Raw genomic sequence first — 11,978 nt, 5'->3', positions numbered from 1 at the left:
CCGCGTTGTCCTGGCCAGGACAGGGAAGGCAGGATGACCGCATGACGCACGCGATGCTGAAGGGGTCGAACGTCCCTCTCGAAGCCACGGCGGTCCGCGCCGTGCTGCGCTGGACCTCCGGGCAGGGCGTGCCCGACGTCGACGCCTCCGCGCTGCTCCTCGGCCCCGACGGTCGCGTGCGGTCCGACGAGGACTTCGTCTTCTACAACCAGCCCCGGCACCCCTCGGGCAAGGTCTGGCGCCTCGGCAAGAAGCGCGTCACCGACGGCCTCACCGACACGATCCAGGCGGACGTCTCGGGCCTCGGCCCCGAGGTCGGCCGGGTCCTCCTCGTGGCCTCCGCCGACGACGTCCCCTTCGACCACGTCCCCGCCCTGCGGATCCTCCTGTACGACGCCTCGGCGGCGGAGGGCGAGCCGCTCGCCCACTTCGACGTGAAGCCGGAGACGGGCGCCGAGACTGCGCTGATCTGCGGTGAGCTGTACCGGCGCGGCGAGGGCTGGAAGTTCCGCGCCCTGGGCGAGGGCTACTCCAACGGTCTGGTCGGCCTGGCCACCGACTTCGGCATCTCGGTGGACGAGTCGGAGCCGGCCCCGACGCCGCCGCCGCCCGGCCCGATGCCGGCCCCGGAGCCGTCGTTCCCGCCGCCGAGCCCCGAGACGTCGTTCCCGCTGCCGCCCCAGCAGCCACCGCAACAGCAGCCGCACGGCACATCACATGGCACGTCACGTGGCGCGTCACATGGGGCAGAGCCCGCCCCGCAGCCCGTCGCCGCGACGCTGCACCAGCCGGCACCTCAGCCCGTGGCCCAGCCGTCGTACGGGTATCCGCCCGCGGCGCCCACACAGCCCGCGCCGGCGGCCATGCCGGTGCCCTCGACCCAGCCCGCGTACGGCTATCCGCAGCCCGTCCAGGGACCGCCCGACCCGAACTTCGCGCTGCCGCCGCAGGGACCGCAGTTCATCTCGCACTGACCGGGCAGTTCATCCTGGCTCGGGAAGTTCCTGGCTCGGGAAGTTCCTGGCTAGCGCTCCCCGACCTTGGACTTGTACCCCCGGCCCCACTGCAGGCCCCACCCGTACAGCCGGTCCAGCTCGGCCTGGAACCCGTAGACGAACTTCACCTCGCGGCGCACGATCAGCTCGTCCTTGACGTTCTCGATCGTGACGACGGCGCAGGAGCGGGCCTGCGGGTGGCGTTCGTCGAGGCTGATCTCGATGCGCGGGCCGTTGCTCGGGTAGAGCGTGACGTGCGCGTGCGTACGGTCGAACGCCGGCGTCTGGTCGTAGATGTAGACGAACACGAGCAGTCGCTTGATGGACTCGCGGTGGTCGAGATTGACGTAGATCGTCTCACCCGACGCAGAGCCGAAGCGGTCGTCCCCGCTGAGCTTCACGTACGGCGGTGCGTTGAGCGCGCCGAAGTAATTGCCGAGCGGCTGGACCACGCCCTTCTCGCCGTCGGTCAGCTCATACAGGCACCCGAGGTCCAGGTCCACATTGACCATGCTCTGGGTATGTGCCTGCACCACATCGGGCTTGAACAGCTTGAAGGGGTGCCGCAGCGCGCTCTCGCGCTCGGGGCCGCCGATGTCCGAGGTCCGCATCCGCCAGGACAGGTTGATGCGCAGATTTCCGGTGGCCGCGCCCTGTTTGGTGAGCGAGACGACCGGGTGCCGCTTGGTGAGTTCGATGGAGTTGGACGCGGCGCTGCCCGACTCGAACTCCGCCGCGCGCCCCCGCCACAGTCCGTCCCAGAAGGACATATCGCCCCCAAGTGTCCTACGTAGACCTGTCTTTGCTGAGTTCATGCCCAGCATGCCGGACACGCAGACGGGGCGGTCGGGGAGGATCTCTCCTCACCGGCCGCCCCGCTCGGTACGTTCCAGGATCAGACCCCGGACGAAACCTCAGCCTTGTCGTCCGAGGCTGTCGGTTTTCCCTCGGCCCCCGCGAGCTTCTTGTTGCGGTTCAGGGACGAGAGGAACGACCAGGCGATCAGTACGACGCCGATGAGGCCGGTGATGATGTCGTTGATCTCGTACTGGATCGTGACCAGGAGGATCACGGCGAGGGCACCGATCGCGTAGTGCGCGCCGTGCTCCAGGTACACGTAGTCGTCCAGGGTGCCCTGGCGGACCAGGTAGACCGTGAGCGAGCGGACATACATGGCGCCGATGCCGAGGCCGAGCGCCATCATCACGATGTCGTTGGTGATGGCGAAGGCGCCGATGACACCGTCGAAGGAGAACGACGCGTCCAGGACCTCGAGGTAGAGGAACATGAAGAACGCGGCCTGGCCTGCGAGGACGACGGCGGACTTCTTCTTGCCGGTCCGCTTGGCCTCTTCCTCCTCCTCGTGCTCGCGCTCCTCCTCTTCCTCGAGTCGGTTCTCGAAGAAGCCGGAGAGGCCGCCGACGATGAGGTACGTGATCAGGCCGGCGATGCCGGAGAGGAGGACGGTCGCCGCCTTGTCGACGTGCACGCCGCCGTGCTGGTGGGCGTGGGTCGCGACGGTCACCGAGGCGACAAGCAGCGCGATCAGCGCGATGCAGACCGAGAGCATGTCGACCTTGCCGAGCTTGGCAAGGGGACGCTCGATCCAGCGCAGCCACTGGATGTCACGCTCCTCGAAGATGAAGTCGAGGAAGATCATCAGGAGGAACATGCCACCGAAGGCGGCGATCGAGGGGTGCGCGTCCGTGACCAGCTGCTGGTAACGGTCGGGCTGGCTGAACGCGAGGTCGACCGCCTCGATCGGGCCGAGCTTCGCGCTGATCGCGACGATCACGACAGGGAAGATCAGGCGCATGCCGAAGACGGCGATCAGGACACCGACCGTGAGGAAGATCTTCTGCCAGAAGGCATTCATCTTCTTCAGGATTCCGGCGTTGACCACCGCGTTGTCGAAGGACAGCGAGATCTCGAGGACGGCGAGGATCGCGACGACCCCGACCGCTGTCCACCCGCCATAGAACACCGCCGCGACCAGGCCGAGCGCAGTGATTGCGAACGACCAGCCGAAGGTTTTCAAAACCACTGGCTACCCCATCAGGTGAGTACGGGTTTCCCCGCGCCGCTAGGACGGGGCTCCCCCGCTCCGCGCACGGCTTTACGAAACATTGACCCCGAAGTCTAGAGCGATGCCGCGCAGGCCGGACGCGTACCCCTGTCCCACGGCCCGGAACTTCCACTCGCCGCCGTACCGGTACACCTCGCCGAAGATCATCGCGGTCTCCGTGGACGCGTCCTCGCTCAGGTCGTATCGGGCGAGCTCCTGGCCGTCCGCCTGGTTGACCACGCGGATGAACGCGTTGCTGACCTGGCCGAACGTCTGGCCCCTGTTGTCCGCGTCATGGATCGACACCGGAAAGACGATCTTGTCGCAGTACGCCGGCACCTTGGACAGGTCGATCTTGATCGACTCGTCGTCGCCCTCGCCCTCACCCGTGAGGTTGTCACCGGTGTGTTCGACGGAGCCGTCCGGGCTCGTGAGCTGGTTGTAGAAGATGAACCACTCGTCGCCGAGCACCCGGCCGTCCTTGCACAGCAGCGCGCTGGCGTCGAGGTCGAAGTCGGCTCCGGTGGTGGAACGCGCGTCCCAGCCGAGTCCGATCAGCACCTGCGTGAGGTTCGGTGCGGCCTTGGAGAGGGAGACATTGCCCCCCTTGGCGAGCGTGACACCCATGATCGTGTTCCTCCCCGGAGTGATGTCGCTGTGAGTTGTCGAGCGCGTCCGGCGCCGCACACGGGTGCGGCGCCGGACGGTCGGATCAGTCGTACTCGGCTCAGACGTTGACGCCGAAGTCCTGCGCGATGCCGCGCAGGCCCGAGGCGTAACCCTGGCCGATGGCACGGAACTTCCACTCCGCGCCGTTGCGGTACAGCTCGCCGAAGACCATGGCCGTCTCGGTCGAGGCGTCCTCGGAGAGGTCGTAACGGGCGATCTCCGCCTCGCCCGCCTGGTTCACGACGCGGATGAACGCGTTGCGCACCTGGCCGAACGACTGCTGGCGGTTCTCCGCGTCGTAGATGGAGACCGGGAACACGATCTTGTCCACATCGGCCGGGACGCCGGCGAGGTTGACCTTGATCTGCTCGTCGTCACCCTCACCTTCGCCCGTGGTGTTGTCGCCGGTGTGCTCGACCGAGCCGTCCGGGCTCTTCAGGTTGTTGAAGAACACGAAGTTGGCGTCACTGCTGACCTTGCCCTCCGCGTTCGTGAGGATGGCGCTGGCGTCCAGGTCGAAGTCCGTACCCGTGGTGGTACGGACATCCCACCCGAGGCCGACGATGACCGCGGTCAGGCCAGGAGCCTCCTTGGTCAGCGATACGTTGCCGCCCTTGCTGAGGCTGACTCCCACGAGTCCTCCCATTGGTGTCGGGGGCGGGGAGCCCCGTCGTGCATTGGTATCGGATCAACGTCTGGATCCTAGTGACCGGTTCCCGGCCGCCACAGGCTCCGCACCCGAAGAATCCCAGGGTGTCATCCCCGGGACGCCCCTGAGAGATGCGCGGAGACGCCCCGGTGACCCCTGAGGGGTCAGAGGGTGTCGATCGCCTTGACGTACTCGTTCAGGTCGCGGGCGTCGGGCAGAGCGTTCACGACGGTCCAGCGGACCACGCCCTCCTTGTCGATGATGAAGGTGCCGCGCACCGCGCAGCCCTTCTCCTCGTCGAAGACGCCGTACGCGCGCGAGGCCTCACCGTGCGGCCAGAAGTCGGACAGGAGCGGGTACTCCAGGCCCTCCTGCTCGGCGAAGACGCGCAGGCTGAACGGCGAGTCGTTCGAAACGGCGAGCAGCTGCACGTCGTCGTTGACGAACTTCGGCAGCTCGTCGCGCAGAGCGCACAGCTCGCCGGTGCAGACGCCGGTGAAGGCGAACGGGTAGAACAGCAGCACCACGTTCTTCTCGCCCCGGAAGTCCGAGAGGCGCACGGTCTCGCCGTGCTGCGTCTTGAGCTCGAAATCCGGAGCCTTCGTGCCGACCTCGATCGTCATGGTCAAGCTTTCCTTCCGTGGGGCTGTTCAGGTGAGGCCCAGCCTAGATCCAGAGCGGGAGGCCCTGCGCCGGGGCCCGCCGGGCGCACGCGCGTGAGGCCCCCGCGGATCGCGCTGGACGCGCCCGCGAAGGCCTCACATCAGGATCTTGGTTCCGCCGGAGTGCTACCGCTTCTTGGCGGCCCCCTTCGGCGTGATGAGCCGACTGCCGTTCCAGTCCTTGCCCGCGTTGATGCTCTTGGTCTGAGAGAGCCCTGCGGTGGTGGCCGCCTCGCCGATCTCGCTCGGCTCCACGTAACCGTCACGCCCGGTCTTCGGCGTCAGGAGAAGGATGGAACCGCCTTCTTCCATGTACGTGATGGCATCCACCAAAGCATCAGTAAGGTCCCCGTCGTCCTCACGGAACCAGAGCACCACGGCGTCAGCCACGTCGTCGTAGTCCTCGTCGACGAGCTCGGAGCCGATGGCTGTCTCGATAGCCTCGCGGAGCTCCTGATCGACGTCGTCGTCGTAGCCGATCTCCTGGACCACCTGGTCGGGCTGGAACCCAAGCCTTACGGCAAGGTTCGTCTCCGCGTGGTCCGCGGTCGCGCTCACGGATTGCCTCCTGATCATGTTTACGAAGTTGTCTGCCGGCTTCGCGCGTGCGCGAAGCGTTGGCCGTAGTCCACACGGGCGGGGCGGATCGCGCAAGTACCCGGCCCCCGAGACCGCCGAAACGGTGACGTTCCAGGCGGTGTCACCGCAACTCCAGTCAAGGATCCCCGCAGGCCGGTGATGTATGCCACACCGGTCTGCCGGATTTGCCCACCCCGTGGAGGGTCGTCGCCCACCTCGGCCGAACGGCCTCACGAAACAGGCGAACGACATGAGCGTATCGTTGCGATTTGGCCGCACCCGTCCGGGGAACCCCGGGGAATCACCCGGATTACCCCTCGGTACAGATGACGATTGCGTTCCCTAGGTACACGATGGGGAGCGGCACAGCCCCACGGCACAGTCCCACTTGCACCTCAATCGCACATCTCGACCGACAGTGAAGGAACAGCGTGGCTTCCGGATCCGATCGCAATCCGATCATCATTGGCGGCCTTCCCAGCCAGGTCCCGGACTTCGATCCTGAAGAGACCCAGGAATGGCTCGACTCCCTCGACGCCGCCGTCGACGAGCGCGGGCGCGAGCGGGCCCGCTACCTGATGCTCCGGCTGATCGAGCGCGCCCGCGAGAAGCGTGTGGCCGTGCCCGAGATGCGCAGCACGGACTACATCAACACGATCGCCACCAAGGACGAGCCGTTCTTCCCCGGCAACGAGGAGATCGAGCGCAAGGTCCTGAACGCGACCCGCTGGAACGCCGCGGTGATGGTCTCCCGCGCCCAGCGCCCCGGTATCGGGGTGGGCGGTCACATCGCCACCTTCGCCTCCTCCGCCTCGCTCTACGACGTGGGCTTCAACCACTTCTTCCGGGGCAAGGACGACGGGAAGGGCGGCGACCAGATCTTCTTCCAGGGGCACGCGTCGCCGGGCATCTACGCCCGCGCGTATCTCCTGGACCGGCTCACCGAGAACCAGCTCGACTCGTTCCGTCAGGAGAAGTCGAAGGCGCCCAACGGCCTGTCGTCGTATCCGCACCCGCGGCTGATGCCGGACTTCTGGGAGTTCCCCACCGTCTCGATGGGCCTCGGCCCGCTCGGTGCGATCTTCCAGGCGCGGATGAACCGCTACATGCAGGCCCGCGACATCGCCGACACCTCCGCCTCGCACGTATGGGCGTTCCTGGGTGACGGCGAGATGGACGAGCCCGAGTCGCTCGGCCAGCTGTCGATCGCGGCCCGCGAGGGCCTCGACAACCTGACCTTCGTGGTGAACTGCAACCTGCAGCGCCTCGACGGCCCGGTGCGCGGCAACGGCAAGATCATCCAGGAGCTGGAGTCGCAGTTCCGCGGTGCCGGCTGGAACGTCATCAAGCTGGTCTGGGACCGCAGTTGGGACCCGCTGCTCGCGCAAGACCGCGACGGCGTCCTGGTGAACAAGCTGAACACCACGCCCGACGGCCAGTTCCAGACGTACGCGACGGAGCCCGGGGCGTACATCCGCGACCACTTCTTCGGTGGTGACCACCGGCTGCGCGCGATGGTCGCGAACATGACCGACGACCAGATCCTGCACCTGGGACGCGGCGGGCACGACCACAAGAAGATCTTCGCGGCGTTCACGGCGGCCAAGGAGCACAAGGGGCAGCCGACCGTCATCCTGGCGCAGACGGTCAAGGGCTGGACGCTCGGCCCGAACTTCGAGGGCCGTAACGCGACCCACCAGATGAAGAAGCTGACGGTCTCCGACCTCAAGGCCTTCCGCGACCGGCTGCACCTGCCGATCTCCGACAAGCAGCTCGAGGACGGCGCGCCGCCGTACTACCACCCGGGCCGCGACTCGGAGGAGATCCAGTACATGCACGACCGCCGGCACGGGCTCGGCGGCTATGTGCCGACCCGCATCGTGCGGTCCAAGCCGCTGCAGCTCCCCGATGAAAAGACCTACGCGAGTGTGAAGAAGGGGTCCGGCCAGCAGTCGATCGCCACCACCATGGCGTTCGTGCGACTGCTCAAGGACCTCATGCGGGACAAGGAGATCGGCAAGCGGTTCGTCCTCATCGCGCCGGACGAGTACCGCACGTTCGGCATGGACTCGTTCTTCCCGAGCGCGAAGATCTACAACCCGCTCGGCCAGCAGTACGAGTCCGTGGACCGCGACCTGCTCCTCGCGTACAAGGAGTCGCCGACGGGTCAGATGCTGCACGACGGCATCTCGGAGGCGGGCTGCACGGCCTCGCTGATCGCCGCCGGGTCGGCGTACGCGACGCACGGCGAGCCCCTGATCCCGGTCTACGTCTTCTACTCGATGTTCGGTTTCCAGCGCACCGGCGACCAGTTCTGGCAGATGGCCGACCAGTTGGCGCGCGGGTTCGTGCTGGGTGCGACCGCCGGCCGCACGACACTGACCGGTGAGGGACTGCAGCACGCCGACGGTCACTCGCAGTTGCTCGCCTCGACGAACCCGGGCTGTGTCGCCTACGACCCGGCCTTCGGCTTCGAGATCGCGCACATCGTCCAGGACGGTCTGCGGAGGATGTACGGTGCCACGGCCGAACACCCGCACGGCGAGGACATCTTCTACTACCTCACCGTGTACAACGAGCCGCTCCAGCACCCGGCAGAGCCCGCCGACGTCGATGTCGACGGCATCCTCAAGGGCATCCACCGCTTCAGCGCGGGCACGTCGGGCGCCATCCCGGCGCAGATCCTCGCCTCGGGTGTGGCGGTGCCGTGGGCCCTGGAGGCCCAGCGGATCCTCGCCGACGAGTGGAACGTCAAGGCGGACGTCTGGTCGGCGACCTCCTGGAACGAGCTGCGCCGTGAGGCCGTCGAGGTGGAGCGGCACAACCTGCTGCACCCCGAGGAGGAGCAGCGCGTCCCGTACGTCACGCAGAAGCTGTCCGGCTCCGAGGGCCCGTTCGTCGCGGTCTCCGACTGGATGCGGTCCGTGCCCGACCAGATCTCGCGCTGGGTGCCGGGCACGTACCAGTCGCTCGGCGCGGACGGCTTCGGCTTCGCGGACACGCGTGGCGCGGCCCGTCGCTTCTTCCACATCGACGCCCAGTCGATCGTGGTGGGAGTGCTCACGGAGCTGGCCCGCGAGGGCAAGGTCGACCGCTCGGTCCTGAAGCAGGCGATCGACCGCTACCAGCTTCTGGACGTCACGGCGGCCGATCCCGGCGCGGCGGGCGGCGACGCGTAGGGGCCCTGCTCCGACCGTCGTCGAGGTTCGAGGTGCGGTGCGGCCACGGGGGCCGCACCGCACCTCGCTCTCTGTCATCTCAGCGCTCCCAGATCTTGAACGCCCGCACCTGGTAAGGGGATTGGGGAGCCCATGTACCGCTGCCCGGATAGGTCTGGAACTCCCCCGTCTCCGCGCACTCCGCGGACTGGTAGGCCGTGACCGGCCGTCCGGTGCGATTGGCGAGAGCCTGCGCGCTGCCCCCCTCCGGCAGCGCGACGCAGCTCTCGATGTCGGTCCCGGACAGCTCGTACACGTGCCGGTGGCCCTTGAACCCGGGCTTCTCCCACAGGCACAGCTGCCCCGCCGAGCAGTCGCCGGCTGCGGGTGGGGCCGTGGCCCCCGCGTGAACCGGTGTCAGCAGGACGGCCGCCAGTGCCGCCGCGGTCGCCATCGGCAGCGTCGCCTCCATCGCCACGCGCATCCTCGTACCCATATCGATCAACCCCCGTGTCGTGCTGGTCACTTGTCAGCACTCTGGACCCGTCGGCGATCAGGCGGGAAGGGCTGAGGGATCAGATCACCCGGATAAGCGAAATGCCCCCAGGATTTCCCTGAGGGCACTTCGGGGTGGGCTCGCGAGCGCTTTCGGGGTGGCCTGCGGGTTTCCCCCGAGGGCCACCCGATTGGCTACCCGACGGGACTAGATGTGCGCGGCCCCCGCGCCCGCCTCGGCGTTGGCGCCGCGCTTGGTCAGCAGCGCGACGAGGACCGCCACGACGGCGACACCCGCGGCGACCAGGCAGGCCAGGCTCATGCCGGAGATGAAGGTGTCGTGCGCGACACCGGTGATCTTCTCGGCGAGCGCGGCCGGGGTGCCCTTCGGGACCGGCCCCACGCCGACCTGGACCGCCTCGGACGCCTGGTCCAACTGGCCGGGCGTGAGCTTCGGAAGCTGGGCGGCCGCCCAGTTGCCCGCGAGGTCGTTGTCGACCTTGGAGGCCATGACGGCGCCGAGCACGGCGGTGCCGAGGCTTCCGCCGATCTGCATCGCGGCCTGCTGGAGGCCGCCCGCGACGCCGGAGAGCTCCATCGGGGCGTTGCCCACGATGACCTCGGTGGCGCCGACCATGACGGGGGCGAGGCCCAGGCCGAGGAGGGCGAACCACAGCGACATGACGCCGCTGCCCGTGCCCGACTCCAGCGTGGACATGCCGTACATGGCGACGGCCGTGAGCAGCATGCCGCCCGCGAGCGGGATGCGCGGCCCCGCCTTCGTGATCATCGCGCCCGCCAGCGGCGAGCCCACGATCATCATTCCGGTCAGCGGCAGGAGGTGCAGTCCGCTGTCGACGGGGCTCATCCCGTGCACGTTCTGCAGGTAGAAGGTGACGAAGAAGAGGCCGCCCATGAAGGCGATGGCCATGAGCACCATCAGGACCACGCCGGCCGACAGCGGCACCGAACGGAACAGTGCCAGCGGGATCAGCGGCTCCTTGACGCGTGTCTCCCAGACCGCGAAGAGCGCGAAGCAGAGCACGGACGCCGCCAGGAACGTCCAGGTCAGTCCGTCGCCCCAGCCCCACGTCGGGGCCTTGATCAGCGCCCAGACGAGGCAGAACATCGCGCCGGAGAGCAGCGCGATGCCGAGGACGTCGAAGGACCGCGGCGCGTTCTCGGCGCGGTGGTCCTTGAGGATGACAAGGCCGAGGACGAGGGCGATGACGCCGACGGGGACGTTGATGAAGAACACGGACTGCCAGCTGACGTGCTGGACGAGGAGCCCACCGAGGATCGGGCCGCCCGCGGTCGAGGCGCCGATCACCATGCCCCAGATGCCGATCGCCATGTTCAGCTTCTCGGCGGGGAAGGTGGCCCGCAGGAGGCCGAGCGCAGCCGGCATCAGGAGCGCGCCGAAAAGACCCTGGAACACGCGGAAGGTGACCACCAGCGCGATGCTGTCCGAGAGGCCGATGGCCCCCGAGGCCGCCGCGAACCCGACCACGCCGATGAGGAAGGTCTGCCGGTGGCCGAACCGGTCGCCTAGCTTGCCCGCGGTGATCAGCGTGACCGCGAGGGCGAGGAAGTAGCCGTTGGTGATCCATTGCACGTCGGCGAAGCTCGCGCCGAGGTCCTTCTGGATGGCCGGGTTGGCGATGGCCACGATGGTGCCGTCGAGGGCGACCATCATCACGCCGATCGCGACGGAGAACAGCGTCAGCCAGGGGTGGCCACGAAGCCCTTTGGCCGGGGCCGGAGCGGACACGGGCTCCGGAGCCTTGTCCGCCTTTTCGACGGTGGTCTGACTAGTCATGCGTTCGAGGCTAATGACAGCGACTGACAGTTGACAAACCAATTCACAAGTCGGTAACTGTCACGTTGCTCACAGGTAAGCTGAGCTGGACAAACAGGCGAAAAGAGGGGCGCGTAGTGAAGACGCAGGAAGCGGGTTCAGGGCTGCGAGAACGCAAGAAGCAGCGCACCCGTGACGCCCTCCTGCGCTCCGCGCTCGAACTCTTCACCACCAAGGGGTACGACCGCACGACGGTCGACGAGATCGCGGAGGCCGTCGACGTCTCTCAGCGCACCTTCTTCCGGTACTTCACGAGCAAGGAGGAGACGGCGTTCGCGGTCCAGGACATGGTGGAGTCGCGCTTCATCGCCATCCTGCGCGAACGCCCGGCCGCCGAGAGCCCGTTCGAGGCTCTGCGCGCCGCTGTGCTCGACGCATGGGACACCCTCGGCGAGTCCATCGAGGAGGTCGTCCCGGTCGAACTCCACATGCGCACCTACCAGATGATCGAATCCACCCCCTCCTTGATCGCCGTCCATCTACGCCGCTCCACGGAGGTGGAGGAGGAGATCGCGCGCGTGATCGCCGAACGCGAGGGGCTCGACGTGGAGACGGATCCGCGGCCCCGCGTGACCGTGGCCGCGTTCAGTGGCGTGATGCGCCTGGCCGGACGCCTGTGGGGAGCGGGAGAGGACATCAGCGTCGAGTCGATCCGCGCGGTCACGGAGTCGTATCTCGACCAGCTGGGGCCGGTGTTGGCGGGGAAGTGGCGCGCGAAGTGACGGACCGTAGGCACACGCGCGCGTAGAGCGCGATCGACACCTACAGAGGGTGACGACACCACTCAAGGTGAGTCCGATTTGCCCTAATTGCACACCAGGAAACGTGATCTGCCTCACGCGTTTCGC

At 67.6% G+C, this 11,978-nt stretch carries 11 protein-coding genes; 3 read left to right on the top strand and 8 right to left on the bottom strand.

The window, feature by feature from the left end; all coding sequences use genetic code 11:
* The first annotated feature begins 41 nt into the window (after positions 1-41).
* A complete protein-coding gene (locus tag EOT10_RS10910; protein ID WP_127827922.1) occupies positions 42-974 on the top strand; it encodes a TerD family protein in 933 nt (310 codons plus the stop codon).
* A 50-nt stretch (positions 975-1,024) separates the two neighbouring features.
* Here the strand turns inward: EOT10_RS10910 and EOT10_RS10905 are convergent, their stop codons facing one another.
* From EOT10_RS10905 to EOT10_RS10880, 6 genes are all read right to left on the bottom strand, one after another.
* Positions 1,025-1,765 carry a TerD family protein gene (locus EOT10_RS10905; protein ID WP_127827921.1) on the bottom strand — a complete coding sequence of 247 codons (741 nt, stop codon included), beginning with the start codon at positions 1,763-1,765 and terminating at the stop codon, positions 1,025-1,027.
* 125 nt (positions 1,766-1,890) lie between these two features.
* On the bottom strand, positions 1,891-3,039 hold the full coding sequence (locus EOT10_RS10900; RefSeq protein WP_127827920.1) for a DUF475 domain-containing protein: 1,149 nt from the start codon (positions 3,037-3,039) through the stop codon (positions 1,891-1,893).
* Between the two features lie 72 nt (positions 3,040-3,111).
* Entirely contained in the window at positions 3,112-3,687 is a 576-nt protein-coding gene (locus EOT10_RS10895; protein ID WP_127827919.1) for a TerD family protein, read from the bottom strand.
* A 100-nt stretch (positions 3,688-3,787) separates the two neighbouring features.
* Positions 3,788-4,363: a TerD family protein gene (locus EOT10_RS10890; protein ID WP_127827918.1), complete on the bottom strand. Its 576-nt coding sequence runs from the start codon at positions 4,361-4,363 to the stop codon at positions 3,788-3,790.
* 179 nt (positions 4,364-4,542) lie between these two features.
* Positions 4,543-5,001 (bottom strand): peroxiredoxin, encoded by a 459-nt coding sequence (locus tag EOT10_RS10885; protein WP_127827917.1) that lies wholly within the window; start codon positions 4,999-5,001, stop codon positions 4,543-4,545.
* 165 nt (positions 5,002-5,166) lie between these two features.
* Entirely contained in the window at positions 5,167-5,598 is a 432-nt protein-coding gene (locus EOT10_RS10880; RefSeq protein WP_127827916.1) for a DUF3052 domain-containing protein, read from the bottom strand.
* A gap of 452 nt (positions 5,599-6,050) precedes the next feature.
* Between EOT10_RS10880 and aceE the strand changes: the two genes are divergently transcribed.
* Positions 6,051-8,798 carry a pyruvate dehydrogenase (acetyl-transferring), homodimeric type gene (aceE, locus tag EOT10_RS10875; RefSeq protein ID WP_127827915.1) on the top strand — a complete coding sequence of 916 codons (2,748 nt, stop codon included), beginning with the start codon at positions 6,051-6,053 and terminating at the stop codon, positions 8,796-8,798.
* Between the two features lie 79 nt (positions 8,799-8,877).
* On the opposite strand, the gene EOT10_RS10870 is transcribed toward aceE, so the two are convergent.
* Positions 8,878-9,249 (bottom strand): peptidase inhibitor family I36 protein, encoded by a 372-nt coding sequence (locus tag EOT10_RS10870; RefSeq protein ID WP_431313281.1) that lies wholly within the window; start codon positions 9,247-9,249, stop codon positions 8,878-8,880.
* 231 nt (positions 9,250-9,480) lie between these two features.
* Positions 9,481-11,091 carry an MFS transporter gene (locus tag EOT10_RS10865; protein ID WP_127827914.1) on the bottom strand — a complete coding sequence of 537 codons (1,611 nt, stop codon included), beginning with the start codon at positions 11,089-11,091 and terminating at the stop codon, positions 9,481-9,483.
* Between the two features lie 116 nt (positions 11,092-11,207).
* Here EOT10_RS10865 and EOT10_RS10860 point away from each other — a divergent pair, with 116 nt between their 5' ends.
* A complete protein-coding gene (locus tag EOT10_RS10860; RefSeq protein WP_223280920.1) occupies positions 11,208-11,852 on the top strand; it encodes a TetR/AcrR family transcriptional regulator in 645 nt (214 codons plus the stop codon).
* Positions 11,853-11,978: the final 126 nt, after the last annotated feature.

It is taken from the genome of Streptomyces antnestii (assembly GCF_004005495.1).
GTDB classification, from domain to species: Bacteria; Actinomycetota; Actinomycetes; order Streptomycetales; family Streptomycetaceae; genus Streptomyces; species Streptomyces antnestii.
Note: the sequence above shows the minus strand (reverse complement) of the source record. Positions and strands in the feature narration are given on the sequence as shown.